At 41.3% G+C, this 15,567-nt stretch carries 13 protein-coding genes and 1 tRNA gene; 11 read left to right on the top strand and 3 right to left on the bottom strand.

Annotated features, from left to right (window positions below; translation table 11 throughout):
- Positions 1–17: 17 nt before the first annotated feature.
- The 7 genes from IMZ31_RS02775 to IMZ31_RS02745 all read left to right on the top strand — a co-directional run bounded on the left by IMZ31_RS02775 (position 18) and on the right by IMZ31_RS02745 (position 8,847).
- A complete protein-coding gene (locus IMZ31_RS02775; protein ID WP_207529123.1) occupies positions 18–1,130 on the top strand; it encodes an amidohydrolase in 1,113 nt (370 codons plus the stop codon).
- Positions 1,131–1,576: 446 nt separating this feature from the next.
- Positions 1,577–2,995, top strand: coding sequence for an MBL fold metallo-hydrolase (locus IMZ31_RS02770; protein WP_207529122.1), 1,419 nt, complete (start codon positions 1,577–1,579; stop codon positions 2,993–2,995).
- Positions 2,996–3,202: 207 nt separating this feature from the next.
- Positions 3,203–4,000, top strand: a complete 798-nt coding sequence (locus tag IMZ31_RS02765; protein WP_207529121.1) for a DUF4397 domain-containing protein — start codon at positions 3,203–3,205, stop codon at positions 3,998–4,000.
- A gap of 10 nt (positions 4,001–4,010) precedes the next feature.
- On the top strand, positions 4,011–4,643 hold the full coding sequence (locus IMZ31_RS02760; protein ID WP_207529120.1) for a class F sortase: 633 nt from the start codon (positions 4,011–4,013) through the stop codon (positions 4,641–4,643).
- Between the two features lie 335 nt (positions 4,644–4,978).
- Positions 4,979–5,530: a GNAT family N-acetyltransferase gene (locus tag IMZ31_RS02755; RefSeq protein ID WP_207529119.1), complete on the top strand. Its 552-nt coding sequence runs from the start codon at positions 4,979–4,981 to the stop codon at positions 5,528–5,530.
- A 103-nt stretch (positions 5,531–5,633) separates the two neighbouring features.
- Positions 5,634–5,756, top strand: a complete 123-nt coding sequence (locus IMZ31_RS02750) for a YfhE family protein (protein WP_156969235.1) — start codon at positions 5,634–5,636, stop codon at positions 5,754–5,756.
- A 760-nt stretch (positions 5,757–6,516) separates the two neighbouring features.
- On the top strand, positions 6,517–8,847 hold the full coding sequence (locus IMZ31_RS02745; RefSeq protein ID WP_207529118.1) for a sensor domain-containing phosphodiesterase: 2,331 nt from the start codon (positions 6,517–6,519) through the stop codon (positions 8,845–8,847).
- A 79-nt stretch (positions 8,848–8,926) separates the two neighbouring features.
- Here IMZ31_RS02745 and IMZ31_RS02740 read toward each other — a convergent pair whose 3' ends face one another.
- From IMZ31_RS02740 to IMZ31_RS02730, 3 genes are all read right to left on the bottom strand, one after another.
- Positions 8,927–10,402 carry a 4-hydroxyphenylacetate 3-hydroxylase family protein gene (locus IMZ31_RS02740; RefSeq protein WP_371825477.1) on the bottom strand — a complete coding sequence of 492 codons (1,476 nt, stop codon included), beginning with the start codon at positions 10,400–10,402 and terminating at the stop codon, positions 8,927–8,929.
- A gap of 92 nt (positions 10,403–10,494) precedes the next feature.
- On the bottom strand, positions 10,495–11,856 hold the full coding sequence (locus tag IMZ31_RS02735) for a sodium/glutamate symporter (protein WP_207529117.1): 1,362 nt from the start codon (positions 11,854–11,856) through the stop codon (positions 10,495–10,497).
- Positions 11,857–12,254: 398 nt separating this feature from the next.
- Positions 12,255–12,327 (bottom strand) — tRNA-Ala (locus tag IMZ31_RS02730).
- 146 nt (positions 12,328–12,473) lie between these two features.
- On the opposite strand from IMZ31_RS02730, the gene IMZ31_RS02725 reads away from it, so the two are divergent.
- The 4 genes from IMZ31_RS02725 (at position 12,474) to IMZ31_RS02710 (ending at position 15,565) form a co-directional block, all read left to right on the top strand.
- Positions 12,474–12,692, top strand: coding sequence for a PLD nuclease N-terminal domain-containing protein (locus IMZ31_RS02725; RefSeq protein ID WP_207529116.1), 219 nt, complete (start codon positions 12,474–12,476; stop codon positions 12,690–12,692).
- Complete coding sequence (locus IMZ31_RS02720; protein WP_207529115.1) at positions 12,689–13,597, top strand: ABC transporter ATP-binding protein; 909 nt, start codon at positions 12,689–12,691, stop codon at positions 13,595–13,597. Before IMZ31_RS02725 ends, IMZ31_RS02720 begins: the two co-directional genes overlap by 4 nt.
- Positions 13,597–14,373, top strand: a complete 777-nt coding sequence (locus IMZ31_RS02715; protein WP_207529114.1) for an ABC transporter permease — start codon at positions 13,597–13,599, stop codon at positions 14,371–14,373. Before IMZ31_RS02720 ends, IMZ31_RS02715 begins: the two co-directional genes overlap by 1 nt.
- Before the next feature lie 412 nt (positions 14,374–14,785).
- Positions 14,786–15,565, top strand: coding sequence for an SDR family NAD(P)-dependent oxidoreductase (locus IMZ31_RS02710; protein WP_207529113.1), 780 nt, complete (start codon positions 14,786–14,788; stop codon positions 15,563–15,565).
- The last annotated feature ends 2 nt before the right edge of the window (positions 15,566–15,567 follow it).

The raw sequence follows: 15,567 nt of genomic DNA, 5'->3' as shown, positions 1-15,567 counted from the left end.
AGGGAAATAGGCAACCCATGAAAACTCGTATTACAAATGTTTCGATTAACCCCATTACATCTCCTGCTATAGAGTATGGAGAAGTTCTTATTGAAGACGGGAAAATTAAAGCGATTGGGCAGACTGTGGATGGAAATTCAGATGTTGAGGTCATTGATGGACAAGGCCTCCACTTATTTCCTGGTTTTATTGACGTTCATACCCATTTGGGTTTGTATGATGAAGGGACAGGCTGGGCAGGAAACGATGCAAATGAAACGATTGAACCCATGACACCGCACATTCGTGCTTTAGACAGCGCACATCCTCTCGATAGTGCTTTTCAAGACGCGCGACAATTTGGTATTACTGCAGCTCATATCATGCCAGGTAGTGCAAACGTAATCGGAGGTACAACTTCTGTCATTAAAACGGTGGGCAAGAATATCACGAACATGTTATTGAAAGAAACGGCCGGACTTAAACTTGCTTTAGGTGAGAACCCAAAACGAATTCACTCTCAGTCACGCGATGATTCCATTACCCGCATGGGCATAATGGGGATGCTTCGGGAAACATTTATACGTGCACAGTGGTGCGAATATCCTGAAGACCCTCGTAACAAACCAATCATCCAAGCACTGAAGCGTGAAATTCCTGTACGAGTACACGCACATAGAGCAGATGATATTATGAGCGCGGTCCGCTTTGCTGAGGAATTTCAATTAGATCTTCGCATTGAACACTGTACAGAAGGGCACCTCATTGCAGAAGAATTAGCAGGACGTAACCTCCAAGTAGCTGTGGGCCCAACATTTACCCGCCGTTCAAAAGTAGAGTTAAAGAATAAATCTTGGGAAACGTCTCGGGCTCTTACAGAACAAGGAATTCACGTAAGCATCACCACCGACCACCCCTACACTCCTATTCAGTATTTAAATGTATGCGCAGCCCTTGCTGCCCGCGAAGGTCTTTCACCACAAAAAGCACTTGAAGCCATCACCATTCTTCCTGCGCGAAACTTGGGTGTAGACGACCTGGTTGGTAGTATAGAAGTTGGTAAAGACGCGGACCTTGTTTTGTGGAATGGTCACCCATTTGATTTTATGTCAAAGCCTGTTTGGACAATGATTGACGGTAAAATCGTATAATCCCTCCCCTCTTTGAGTAGTCAAAGAGGGGGTTTTTTGTAGCTCAGCTACTATTAACTTGGTGAATTTATGATTTATGCCCCACTAATTTCACCCCCTCCATATATAAAAGACTTAGGAAAAGATCATTCTTTAAAAAACATACTTTTTTACCTCGGTGGGTACATACGTTACACTATATATATCCTTTCTTTTTCACTATGTTAACGTTTTGTGAAGAAACGGTGATTTTGAAGGAGATTCTTCATCTCCCTTAGAAGAAATGGAATAGGGACAAGACCTTAAACTACAAACATTAATTACCAAAAAACAAACCCCTTTACCCCTGAGGGTATATGTGGTACTATAAAAAATGTAGCAAGCAAGACAAAAATTTTTTAGTTGTTTATATACCTCCACTGGTATAAAAGATTGATATAAAAATTTATTAAAAGCGAGGGATTTTCATGTTATTAAAGTATTTTTATGATGAAAAACTAGCACAGGCTTCTTACATGGTTGGTTGCCAGGCAACTGGTGAAGCACTAGTTGTAGACCCTTCCCGTGACATTCAAGCTTATTTAGATACTGCAAAGAAAGAAAACTTAACGATTACACGCGTTACAGAAACACACATTCATGCTGACTTCGTTTCAGGTGCTAAAGAGCTAGCAACAGAAACAGGCGCAACAGCGATGTTATCTGGAGAAGGCGGTAATGATTGGACGTACCAATTCCTAGATCAGATTAATCACGAAATTGTACGTGACGGCGATGAATTTATGGTCGGTAACGTGAAGATCGAAGTTATGCACACTCCAGGTCACACACCTGAGTCAATCTCATTCGTTCTTTACGATCGCGGCCAAGATACGCCAATGGGTGTATTCACAGGCGACTTCGTATTCGTTGGTGACGTTGGGCGTCCTGACCTTCTTGAGAAAGCAGCCGGTCAAAAAGACACATCTCGTGTAGGCGCTAAGCAGATGTTTGAATCACTTAAACGTTTCAAACAACTTCCAGATCACATGCAAGTATGGCCTGGCCACGGAGCTGGAAGCGCTTGTGGTAAAGCACTTGGTGCAATTCCTTCTAGTACAGTTGGATATGAAAAAGTAACCAACTGGGCACTACGCCATGACGAAGAGGAAGCATTCATTAACGAATTAATCAGTGAGCAACCAGAACCACCGAAATACTTTGCTGTTATGAAAAAAGTCAACAAAGTTGGCCCGGCTCTTATTCGCGAGTTAGGCGAACCTAAGAACACAATCCTTTCAGCAGATGAACTAACAAAAGAACTTGAAAACGGTATGCAACTAATCGATACACGTCCTGCAAGTGAATTTGCTAAAGAACACATTGCCGGAACTATTAACATTCCAAACAACAAGTCCTTTGCTAACTGGGCAGGTTGGTTAGTTGATTACAACAAGCCTGTTTATCTAATTGCTGACGAACGTAACATTGAAGATTTAACGAAATCTCTTCGTTCTATCGGAGCTGACGAGGTTGCAGGTTACATGGAAACAGCTGCAATTGCTGGCTTAAAAGGAGAAGGCATTGCAACTGAATCTTATGAAGTAGCTACACCTGATCAGCTAAAAGACAAAATCGCTAACGAAGAAGTTACCCTAATCGATGTGCGTAACGAAGGTGAATGGAACGATGGACACATTCCACAAGCCCAGCACATTATGCTCGGTTATCTTCAAGAGCGCATTGACGAAGTCCCAACAGATAAGCCAGTTGTACTGCAATGTCAGTCTGGCGGTCGTTCTGCAATGGCTACAAGTATCCTTCAAGCAAACGGCATTAAGAACGTAACAAATATGGCCGGTGGCTTTGGTGCTTGGGCTAAGGAAGACCTACCACAAACTAAATAAAATCATCTATAAAGAACGCTCTGATAGGGCGTTCTTTTTTTACTTTCTTATTTAGAGGAGAATCTTTACTGGTTAATAAAGTGAAATCATACCCTTAGCACATTGCGGAGAGTTTGAAGGTTGTTTTTATTGTATAACGGGTAATACAATTAATATACAACGATAGAACAATTGTTGTACAAAAACATTAAAGGGAGAGATTCTTTCATGAAAAAGTTTTTATCAGCTCTTTTCGTCACAATGCTTATTGTAGGAACGATGGGTTCTTCAGTTTTTGCCGATAACCACAGCGATATGGCAATGGTTCGTGTGCTTCACGCTTCCCCTGATGCTCCTGAAGTTGATGTTTATGTAAATGGAAATGCAGTTGTAGAAGGCGCTTCTTTTAAAGCTTCAACTGACTACTTAGAACTACCTGCTGGTGAACATACTGTTGAAATTTACGCGGCTGGCACTAAAGGTGAGAAAGATCCCGTAATTTCACAAAAATTAACTGTAAAATCTGGAATGGCTTATACAGTAGCTGCGATTAACACACTCGAAAATCTCGAACTCAAAGTTGTAGAAGATTCTATGAACATAACAGAAGGAATGACGAAAGTACGCGTTGGACACCTTTCTCCTGACGCTCCGACAGTAGATGTTGGTGTTATTGGTGGAGATGCATTATTTAGTGGCGCAACTTTCCCAATGGTAACAGAATACAAAGAACTTGATGCTGGCACATATGACTTAGAAATTCGTACAGAAGACGGAACACAAGTTATGGATCTTTCAGGAACATCCCTTGAAGAGAACACTGTTTACAGCGTATTCGCTGTAGGTATGGCTGATAATCTTGACGTACTAATGCTTAAAGATTACACGGTAATGCCTAGCGATATGCCACAAACTGGTATGGGCGGAGCATCTACTAACGCTACATCTTACCTAACGATGCTTGCTGGTGTTGCAGTACTAGGCGCAGGTGCACTTCTGTTATTCCGTCGTCGTACTCAGCAATAACATGAAACGCATGACCATTGTGTTTGCTCTCCTCTTGTTAACTGCCTGTAACGGAGAGATCGTTGACACAACTAACGACACTTCATTAGTAGAGCCAGAACAGGCTACAATCCAGCCCCTGACTTCTACGAGTGTCAATGCAACAAGAAATAGTTCTGGAAGCGAGCAACCAACCATGCTCCAAGAACCTGATCAACACGGAATCTCTCCTACTCGTGTCCGCATTCCCGCCATCAATGTTGATGCACCTATCGTTCAGAAAGGGTTGAACGAAGAGCGCGAGATGGAGGTTCCTGATAACGGCGAGGATGTTGGTTGGTTTGAACCAGGTACCATGCCAGGTAATAGTGGTAACGCGATCCTTGCCGGTCATGTTGATGATCGCACTGGTCCAGCTGTTTTCTTTGACCTCAAAGATTTGGAACAAGGAGATTTAATCTATTTAACAGGTAAAGATGGTAAGGAACTTACTTTTGAAGTCAACAAAGTCATTGCTTACCCAAAAGACAATGCTCCTCTTCATAAGATTTTCGGGCCATCTAACCAAAGAAATCTTAATCTCCTAACCTGCACAGGGACATTTGATCATTCAATCCAAGATCACGAAGAACGCCTTGTTGTTTATACTTCATTAAAGCCCTAACAGAAGGTATCAGTCCATCTTTAGAATTCTAAAGATGGACTGATTTTTTTGAAAATATTTTTTGAAAATGAGCAAAATAATGATTCCCTTTTTCACTTGCATCGAGTACTATAAGGTTAGAGATATGATGCGAAATCATAAATTATTAATAGACAATTTCGCAGGGAAGGCAAATGGTGAGCCACCAGTTACGACTGGTCCTAGTGGGTTCGATTCCCACCCCGGATTTTTGTGAGCATTTGATAAAAATTCGAGGGTGGTTCGAGACCAGGAAACCAATGTGTGGATTCCAAAGACGGTACATTTCTGCCCTCATGACCAGGAGGGTATTTTTTATGTTGAAAAAACGTGATTTGCATGATTCCCCGCACCTTTTCGATTTGATGTCTGACCCTGATGTGTTCCCGTATGTCCGCCACAAAGCTTATTCCTCAGATGAATATTACTTTCTAACAAAACAAACCCTCGAGGCTGAAGAACGAGGCGAATTAATTTCAAGAACCATTGTAGACGAATGGCACCAGCCGATCGGTACAATCAACCTGTTTGATATGGACAACAACACTGGTTTCTTGGCAACGTGGTTAGGTAAACCCTTCCACGGAAAAGGGTATAACCGTTTAGCTAAAGAAGCTTTCTTCGAAGAGTTGTTTTTTGAATTAGATGTGCAAACCATTTTTATGAAGATTCGAAAAAGCAATCCAAGGTCTCAAAGAGCTGCTCTAAAACTTCCATACTGTTCTATGGCAAACAAAAGTTACCCCGAAGTTTACGATTGGATCAATAAAGAAGATAAGGTATTTGACCTCTTTGCGATCTCTAAAGATCAATTTGTCTTTCATTACTACCGTACAGACGAAGGAGAAGAACAAGCGCAAGAAGCATGAAAAGCAGCTTAAAGAGCTACTCGTATCCAATAAGGCGAGTAGCTCTTTTTGTATAATTTTCCTCTTTTTCGCCTATCCTATAACTAAAAAGGAGGCATTCCTAATGAAATCAAAAGCCCAACAAGCCAAAGAACGACGAAGCAAATTAAGTAAAGCTCAAGAAGTGATGTATCGTAAAGAATTTAAACGAGCGAACACAGCTCTAGATCATGCAAAGAAGAGTTGATTTTTTTGAAAATTAACCCTGTTGAAAAAAGTTATCCACACAGTTGTGCACACTGTTAACAATCTTGGAAAAACCTTTCATATCCGTTCCCCATTTTGTGTATAATAAAATGTGTATAAATTTTCAGAATTTTGTGGATTATGTTGATAACATCTGGAAAACACATGTATATAACACTTCACTTGTGGATATAACTGTGTATAACAGATTGTTCCATTCAAGCGAACTATATCGCAATCACATGCACCGATTCCTCCCCTTTTCGTGCACATATAGAATGGAGCAATCACTCTGTACGGCTACCTAACTAGTAGCCGTTTTTTTATTTCCGGACGCTTGGGGATGGCGTCTCGACACTTGGCGGCCTTGTCCGGACACTACAGGGCTGCGTCCCGACACTTAGCACCTCCGTCCGGACACTACGGGGCGGCGTCTCGACACTTGGCGGCCTTGTCCGGACACTACAGGGCTGCGTCTCGACACTTTACTGCCTTGTCCGGACACTACAGGGCTGCGTCTCGACACTTTACTGCCTTGTCCGAACACTACAGGGCTGCGTCTCGACACTTTTCTGCCTTGTCCGGACACCCAGCCACGGCCTCCCTTCAATAAAGCGTGTCAGCCACCCTTTAACAAACTAAAGGGTGGCTGACACGCTTCTTTGCTTTACTAGAGTAACGTAAAGGTTATTGCTCCCTTTTAGGCTTTTGTTTTGTTATAATACCGTTATCTCGAATACTGAAGGAGGAGCTTGTCGATTATGCTACAATCTGAATCAGAACTATTTGAAGTACTCAAGCTTATCTACCGTGAAATGGATAAACGCAGTGTTCCTGAGGCAACCTATTATGCTCTCGAGCAGATGAATCATTTTTTCCAAAGTGATGGCGCCGTCGTATATACCACTCATAACAGTCGCTTGTTTCCTGAGTACGAAGCGATTTTAAATACAAGTCTATACCCCCTCCCTTTGTTATCTCCTCAATGGTTAAACGAAGTAAAAGCCTCAGACAAGTATATCCATACCAATCCTCTTTCCTCACCTATTATAGAACCATTTAAGAATATGCCTGCAACGCATCACATTGTCGTTCCTTTAGAGTATAAAGATCTGCAATTAAATGGAGCTCTTGTAGTATTTTCAGACAAACCCTTTAAGCATCATCATTATATTACGCCACTCATTACATTAATTGGAGTCATGTTAGCTCAGAAGCAACCAGCTTCCAAGGTGCAAGAAGAAGGTGTGTTATACAGAACCGACCAAGTTCGTCGTCAGCAAGCCGAATTCATGCGACTCGCTAAAGACGAAAGACTCAACTCTGTAGACTTAGTTCCAGCTATGCGAATGCTTTGTGAATCCACAGCCCATACCCTTGGGGCTAGCCGTACTAGCATCTGGCTGAAAGAAAAGGATCAATACTCGTCATATTTTGAGAATGTTACATCATACTCGAGTGAAACTAGGTCCCATTCAAAAGTCGAACCTTTGAGAAAAGATGAACACCCCACGTACTTTGAAGCAATCGAGGAAGAGCGTACCGTTTCAATAGACAACACAACTCTGGATCATCGTGTTAATGAGTTTCAAGACGTTTACTTTCACAAAAACAACATACACGCATTACTAGATGCACCGATTCTTTGTAACGGGAAATCAATTGGAGTTTTATGTGTTGAACATACGAAACCAAGGCACTGGACATTTGAAGAAGAAGCTTTTGTCAGCTCCATTGCAGACCTGACTGCTTTTGTACTAGAACATATTGAACGTAAGAAAGCTGAGGATGAGATACGCAACCTTGCTTACGTTGATCCATTTACCCAGCTACCGAACCGCAATCAAATGGAAGCCTATATGGAAGAAAAGATAGCACAGGTAGATGAGCAGGTAGACACATTCGCCGCCATCTATATTGATTTAGATCAGTTCTGGAAAGTTAACGAAGCACTAGGGTATAAAGTAGGCGACCAACTGATTCTCGCCATTACGAAGCGTATAAATCACTTACTGGAAGATGGGGAACATTTAGGTCGTTTAAATGGGGATAGCTTTCTGATTCTAACCCGAGTTACTCCTGAACAACATGCTCTTTATCGTCGGATCCAAACCTTTAAGGATGCATTTAAGGAAGCTTTTACCGTGAACGAACAATGCTTATATTTAACGTGTAGCTTCGGGATTGCATTTTATCCGGAACATGGAGACTATTCTGGTGTTTTAATTCAAAATGCACACCGGGCTACTTATGAAGCAAAGCACAGAGGGCGAAATGGACTTCAGGTTTATCAAGATTCAATGGAACACCAATCAAAAGAACGCCTGATTTTTGAAATGAATCTTATGCAAGGGCTACAAGAAGGCCAATTCCAACTGTATTATCAGCCTCAAATTGACCTTCACACGAAGAAAATTGTCGGTATGGAAGCTTTAATTCGCTGGCATCACCATGAGCATGGTCTTATTTCTCCAGCTGATTTTATTCCATTAGCTGAAATCACAGGACACATTGTCCCGATCGGAGAATGGGTGATACAAGAAGCTGCTCATCAATTGAAAGAATGGAATGAGATGGGACATAAAAGTCTCACTGTTTCTGTGAACATTTCACCGCGTCAGTTTCAACAAGGAAACCTTCCTGAAGTGATTCAAGAGGCTATTGCCAACACAGGCATCGACCCTTCTTCTCTTATTATTGAAATCACAGAGAGCTTGGCTATGGAAAATCAGGAGCGAATCATGAAGCAAATGGATGCCATTCGAGATCTAGGATGTTGCATTGCAATTGACGACTTTGGCTCTGGGTATTCGTCATTACGCTATCTTCAACACTTCCCTATCCAATCGTTGAAAATTGATCGACGTTTCGTAGAGAATATTCATTCAAACCAAAAGGATGCAGCTATTGCCAGAACAATGATTAACTTAGCCAAAAGCTTAGAACTGACTGTCGTTGCTGAGGGTATAGAAGAAATAGAACAACTCAAAACCTTAAGGAAAATGAACTGTCATCATATACAAGGCTACTTCATTTCAAGACCGCTTCCTGTCCAAGATATTACAACATGGATGGAACAATATCCTTTATAAGCAAGAAACCAGCATCTCTTTCAAAAGATGCTGGTTCTCATTATAGGACCATATCCACGCAATGCCCACTTAATGGCTGTTACTCTAAGAAACGGCTGACCCGACGGACCGCACTCTCAGTCGAACAAGCCTTATACACCGATTGTGCAAGTCGAACAGGATCCCCGAAAAAGAAGCGTTCATATAGAGTTTGTCTTGAACCAAACTCACTCATCGACAAATCCCAAGCAAGGCGAAATAGCTCAACTTTCTCTTTTCCGTCCTTTTCGTATCCTTTTAAATAGAAGTGAAGATCATCATCTAATTCAGAAGAAAAGTCACGTTCAGATGGGAGAGTCACCATCCCGCTAGCACCGAGTTGTTGAACAATCTCCATACAACGAGGATAGAAAGTCTGGAATTCATTCACTGCTACATAGAGAGGTATAGAATCCGGGATATAAACCCCACTTTCATCTAGCCTTCCTGTTTCTTCTGCCTTGAACAAAAGAGCTTTTATTGATTCAACGCCGCGAATCATTTCCGCCATCTTCCCCTGCACATGCTCATACTCACCGATGTTTATCATCTCAATAATGGATTGAGCAACCCCCAATGCAAATTCAGCCTTTATTACTTGCCTTGAAACAATTTGATGGAGGGTGAAAGGAATAAACTTTCCATCTTGATATAAACTCGACACTGCCCTTATATTTTCATAAATAAACACCCGCTCCCAAGGGACAATAACATCATCGAATAACACGATTGTATCCATTTCATCAAAACGGGAAGAAAGAGGGGTATCACAATGCACGAAAGAGCGTCTGCATATAAATTTCAATCCTTTTGTATCACTTGGTATCGAAAATAAGTATGATTGATCTTCTTCAGCTGTCCCAGGAGTGGAATACACAATGATCTCGTCTGTAATCCCTCCTTGTGTTGCAAGTAATTTCGCTCCTCTTATAACCAATCCTTTGTCGCTTTTATCTATAATTCTTGCATTCGTAACCTCCTCATCAAGAACAGAGAGCTTCGATCGGTTTGATTGAGGACTAATAAACGTATGAGTAAAAGATAAATCATTCTCTCGAGCGTATTCATAAAATGTCTTCAACCTCTTCGGGAATGTTTTCTTCTCTCCTTTAAGGACCTCAAGAGAAGCAGCGAAAGAAGCTAACACCGTATTCATATAATCCGGACTTCTCCCCATAAGTCCTCCATTAAATGACGCCCATTCCTGAATCATGTCTCTTCGCTTCTGTAAATCCTCTTTTGATCGAGGGATGAGGTAAGAGACACCAACGTCCGCCCCTGTTTTCTCACATTTAAAAGTCATATTCTTGTTCTGGTGTTGCAAATCATATAAAGCTGCTTGGCTTTTAATCATTCCTGCAAAAGCAGGGTGCTCTGAGATCTTCCCTGTTATCTTCTGCCCGTCATACCACACATTGCTCTTGAGTGCATTAACTCTTCTGAGGTACTCATCGCCTATTATGGCCGGCATATCCTCACATCCCATTTTAGAAAGTTCATATCCTATATTATTAGGGAATCCACTAAATGTGAGCATAAGAAAACCCTCGTTCTAAAGAGAACGAGGGAATCTAGAAATGTTAGTCTAACAGATGGCGATCCTGAGTTAGAGTCCATCTAACATTTATATTATGAAACTTTTGAATTCTCGCTTGGAACATACGCTTTTGAGTTTGGTACAAGCCACCCCACTCTACCAGCCACAGCTACGAGCACAAGACTCCCACCTAATAAAATCAGCGAGAATACTGGACCAAGTCCACTCATCGCCATAATAGGTCCAAGCGCAATAATTAAGATTTCAATCGGAATCATGCCTACATAACCTAGAGCATAATCATCAAGTGTTGTACTCTCTGATTTCGGATCAACGATACGTAGTAATGCAATCCCCATCGCTACAGTACCCGTACTCCAGCCCCAGCCGAAGATCCCATTCTCAAACCAATGTTGATGGAACACGCGTGGTGCGATAAATCGGAAAATACAGTAAGCCCAAATGACACCAAACACCATTAACGCTAATAGCGGCCATAAGTAAGATGCCACTACAGCTAGATTAATAGACGTCATACCAAAGATGACAATTAAATCTGTAGCTGTCCCGCTTAAACGGTCAATAATACGCTTATCCACATATTCATTCGTACGAGTGCCATTCAACACCATCTGGATAATAAGACCAACAACAAAAGAAAGACTCAACAGCGGTATACTTACTTGTGGAAATAAGGCTTCAATACCCGTTTTTAAATAAAAACTTCCTAACACCACAACACCTAAGATCGCTATGTGGAAAAATAACGGATCGACCGTATTGCTAGAAACCGTATCCTCACCTGAAGCTACACGCTTGTCCTTCTTCACAAGTCCTGTTCGTAACTCTTGTGGCAGATCGCTAAAATCTGAAATGAAGTTTGTTTGCTTCTTCTTTGTATTTGACTTAATTAACAAAAGTCCGCCTAAAATTGAAGCAACAAGTCCAATCGTTGCTGAGGTATAACCAAGGTCTGTCGCCTCTTCCCAGCCTAGTCCACTAAACGCTTCTCCAATCGCAGCTGCCGTGCCATGGCCTCCAAGGAAACCGGCACCTAAAATTAAACCAAAACCATCTGGAACATCAGACACCCGGGCAATCAGAAGGTACGTAATAAATGCTCCCCCGCCCCACATAAGGAGGGTTAGTAGCATGGAGTAGACCCACATGTTGCGAACTCGTCCAAAAGTTTTCTTCCACTGAACTTTAGCAGCTCCAATCGGAATCGCACCAAAAATTACGGCAATTAAAACCGTTGGATAAGAAGAAACCATATCGCTAAACGGCAGAAGGTCAAACCCATTTGGTCCAAAGGTCAGTCCTAAAACTCCTGCTGTAATACTTGCTGGAATAAATAATTTTTGCATAAATGTAACTTTGGCACGTAACACCACGCCAATTAGTAATAATACGGAAATGACACCTAAATCAATCGCTAAATCCCAAACTGTCATTTACCCACGCTCCTTTTATGTTTTTATTGTCTTTCTTTCGTGTAGGGTAACTCTGTAAATGTAGGGTAGAGTTCTCGCGGAAGTTAAACTTCAAAAATATGGAAAGATAATTCATTAAAAACGACTTTTTTAGGCAGAAAAAAAGCCGCTTCAGGTAGAGGGATCCTCTTGTATTGGCAGCCTAGTGTGCATGGAATTCGACAAAATATCTCGAGTTCCGACTTATTTAATTATAAGCATTTTTTCGGTTTTAGCAAGAAAAATTTTCAGGATGTTCATTCCATTTTTATAGGTTTATGTTGCCAGTACTGTGATTCTTAGTCCTATTAGCTCACATCTAACATTCCATTTAGAACATAAAAAAACCTTCTTGCAAGTATGCAAGAAGGCCTTCTCGATGGAGCATAGCGGGCTCGAACCGCTGACCTCTACACTGCCAGTGTAGCGCTCTCCCAGCTGAGCTAATGCCCCGTATGTAATATTAGTCAACGATTAGTATACTACACAAAGCTAACCATAATCAATCCTTTTTCAAAAAAATCTAATTTCTTATTTTTCATGAACCTTTCCCCTCCCCCATACGTTATATAAGTGAATACTTAGAAGGGATGATGGAAATGGAACAAACATTTTATGAAGTGATTAGTAGCATTCCATGGGGGATTGTAGCTCCTCTTCTTGTCATACAAGCCATTTTACTTATAGTCGCACTAGTGGATTGGTTTAGAATTGAGCGAACTAACGGTCCTAAGTGGATCTGGCTAGTTATTATTCTGTTCTTCAATATACCTGGCCCCATTCTTTACTTCCTTATAGGAAGGAGAAATGATGGATGAGTTTTATACGCGTACAACATTTAAAGAAACAATTTGGTGGGACTGCTGTGATTGAGGATGTTTCCTTTGAGTTAGAGAAAGGAATGTGTGTATCCTTACTTGGCCCAAATGGAGCCGGTAAAACTACAACCTTGCGCATGCTTTCTGGTTTAATGAAGCCAACATCTGGCCTCATTACGTTTGAAGGCAAGTCCAATAAAGAAGACATTCGTTCTTGGATTGGATATTTACCTCAGTATCCTGTCTTCCATAACTGGATGTCAGGTCGTGAATTCCTCATCTATGTTGCTCGCTTAGCTCGTTTATCTAAGAAAGAGGCCGCAAGCCGTGCAGATCAACTTTTACAAAAGGTAGGATTACACGAAGCTAAAAACCGTAGGATCGGAAAATATTCTGGTGGAATGAAGCAACGACTCGGGATTGCACAGGCTATGATTCACCGCCCTAAATTAATCATGCTCGATGAGCCAGTATCCTCCCTTGACCCGAACGGGCGTCGTGAGGTGCTAAACTTAATTGAAGAATTAAAGAAAGAAACAACGATCTTGTTTTCGACACATATCTTAAGCGATGCCGAGGAAGTGAGTGATAGACTATTGCTTCTTCATAATGGAATACTACATCATTCAGGGACAATTGAAGAACTACAAGCAAATCAAGCCGTAAACAGAATCATTATAGAATTTGAATCACATTCAGAGCAATATATTGAACAACTCCATTCATTACCAGAGGTCCTCCAGGTAGAGCGGCACGGAGATGCACTCTACGTTGAAGTGAACGAAATAAAAGATGCAAGGTCAGCTATTCTACAACAAGCCGTCGAACATTACTGGCCACTTACCTCGTTTGAAATCGGACGCCTTTCCCTAGAAGAATTGTTCATGAAGGTGGTGAACAAGTAATGCAGTGGATGACACTATTTCAAAAAGAAACGCTTGAAAACTGGCGAAATTTCAAGTGGTTGTGGGTACCGATCACGTTTATTTTGTTATCTGCCCTCGATCCTGTTACGACACATTATTTACCCGTCATTCTTGAAAAGTCTGGTGAGTTGCCTGAAGGAGCGACCTTTGACTTACCAACTCCCACACCGCCTGAAGCATTCTTATTAAGCTTCGGACAGCTTAATCTCCTCGGTGTTGCCGTTGTGCTTCTTATGACAATGGGGATTATTGCCGCAGAGCGTAAGAGCGGGGTTACAGAATTAATTCTAGTAAAACCCGTAAGTTATACAGCCTATATTACAGCTAAATGGGCAAGCACGCTTGTCCTCATACTTGTAAGCTTATTCTTAGGTTTACTGACTAGCTGGTATTACGTCAATATCCTTTACGGAGACTTAGCATTCTCTATTATGATCGGTTCCTTTTTCCTTTATAGTGTATGGATCACGTTTGCCCTCACCATCTCGATCTTTATGAATGTATTCTTTAAAACACCTGGACTGGTGGGATTTCTATCAGTAGCCCTTATCATTGTTATCAACAGCCTTAACGGACTTGTCTCAAGGTTCATTGAATGGTACCCACCTCAAATGAATACGTATATAAGGGAGTATGTCATAAACGGCTCAACTAGCAAAGACTTGTGGCTTACTATAATTATCACTCTTTTACTTATTGGTGTATTGTTAATAAGTTCCGTCTTGATATTCCGGAAAAAGGAACTAGCTGCATAATAAAAGCGTAAGCACCATTTCTCTATAAAATGAACTCAACCAGATGATATTAAAGCAAAGGAGGCTCAATTAGAGCCTCCTTTTACGTTGTGTGCGGAACGGGTCTTTACGTCGTCCTCCTCTAATCCTAGTCTCATGTGACTCTTCCTCCTCCCCACACAATAATTCCATTTATTGCTCAAATATCCTTCACTAGATTTAGAACTCAATAGAAACGGGTACATTATATGAAAAGGAGATTGTCTATGTTTGCTATAGTATCTTCCATTATCATCGTTCTTGCCGTCATTATGTTTCTCGTCTTTGGACGCTTCAGTGCTTAAACAGCCAAGTTGACTTTACAGATAAACTTATGTATGGTTTAAATACTTAAACATACGAACTAACAAACATTGTAGGAGGTTCTTTTGCTATGAATCCAACTGCCTTAATTACAGGAGCATCTAGTGGTTTAGGATACGAATTCGCGAAACTTTATGCAGCAAACGGCTATAACTTGATTATAACTGCCCGAAACGAAGAGAAACTTCAGAAGCTGAAAGACGAATTGAATCACATAGAGGTTACGATCATTCCTAAAGACCTTTCTCAACCTGAGGCTTCAAAGGAACTATACCAATATGTTGTGGACAAGGATCTTCAAGTCAGTGCGCTCGTCAACAACGCTGGGTTTGGATTAAATGGGTATTTTGATGAACTTTCCCTTCAAGAACAACAAGATATGCTTCAAGTAAATATTACAGCCCTGACTGAACTTACGCATTACTTCCTGCCTTCATTGAAAAAGGCAGCAAACCAAGGCTTGTCCGCAGGAATCTTGAATGTAGCTAGTACTGCTGCATTTCAACCTGGTCCTAAAATGGCTGTTTATTACGCATCCAAATCTTACGTTCTTTCCTTCTCAGAAGCCATGGCGGAAGAGTTAAAAGACTCAAATGTTCATGTCACGACGCTATGTCCTGGTGCAACGGAAACGAACTTCTTTAAAACTGCAAAAGCAGAAAATTCTAAACTAACTTCGAGCACGATGTCTCCACAAATGGTTGCTAAAGCTGGATTCGAAGGATATATGAAGAAGCAGCGCGTTATTGTACCTGGTCGAATAAACCGGGTTAGCGCCCTTGCTGCTAAATTTGTTCCTCGTTCTGTCGCTGCTCGTATTGCACAAAATATGAATAGTGCCAATTCCTAAAG

It is taken from the genome of Pontibacillus sp. ALD_SL1 (assembly GCF_017355605.1).
Note: the sequence above shows the minus strand (reverse complement) of the source record. Positions and strands in the feature narration are given on the sequence as shown.

Excerpts from the sequence above, each read along its gene's own strand:
- IMZ31_RS02775 (WP_207529123.1), top strand. The coding sequence starts at position 18 with ATGAAAACTCGTATTACAAATGTTTCGATTAACCCCATTACATCTCCT.
- IMZ31_RS02770 (WP_207529122.1), top strand. The coding sequence starts at position 1,577 with ATGTTATTAAAGTATTTTTATGATGAAAAACTAGCACAGGCTTCTTAC.
- IMZ31_RS02765 (WP_207529121.1), top strand. The coding sequence starts at position 3,203 with ATGAAAAAGTTTTTATCAGCTCTTTTCGTCACAATGCTTATTGTAGGA.
- IMZ31_RS02760 (WP_207529120.1), top strand. The coding sequence starts at position 4,011 with ATGACCATTGTGTTTGCTCTCCTCTTGTTAACTGCCTGTAACGGAGAG.
- IMZ31_RS02755 (WP_207529119.1), top strand. The coding sequence starts at position 4,979 with ATGTTGAAAAAACGTGATTTGCATGATTCCCCGCACCTTTTCGATTTG.
- IMZ31_RS02750 (WP_156969235.1), top strand. The coding sequence starts at position 5,634 with ATGAAATCAAAAGCCCAACAAGCCAAAGAACGACGAAGCAAATTAAGT.
- IMZ31_RS02745 (WP_207529118.1), top strand. The coding sequence starts at position 6,517 with ATGCTACAATCTGAATCAGAACTATTTGAAGTACTCAAGCTTATCTAC.
- IMZ31_RS02740 (WP_371825477.1), bottom strand. The coding sequence starts at position 10,402 with ATGCTCACATTTAGTGGATTCCCTAATAATATAGGATATGAACTTTCT.
- IMZ31_RS02735 (WP_207529117.1), bottom strand. The coding sequence starts at position 11,856 with ATGACAGTTTGGGATTTAGCGATTGATTTAGGTGTCATTTCCGTATTA.
- IMZ31_RS02725 (WP_207529116.1), top strand. The coding sequence starts at position 12,474 with ATGGAACAAACATTTTATGAAGTGATTAGTAGCATTCCATGGGGGATT.
- IMZ31_RS02720 (WP_207529115.1), top strand. The coding sequence starts at position 12,689 with ATGAGTTTTATACGCGTACAACATTTAAAGAAACAATTTGGTGGGACT.
- IMZ31_RS02715 (WP_207529114.1), top strand. The coding sequence starts at position 13,597 with ATGCAGTGGATGACACTATTTCAAAAAGAAACGCTTGAAAACTGGCGA.
- IMZ31_RS02710 (WP_207529113.1), top strand. The coding sequence starts at position 14,786 with ATGAATCCAACTGCCTTAATTACAGGAGCATCTAGTGGTTTAGGATAC.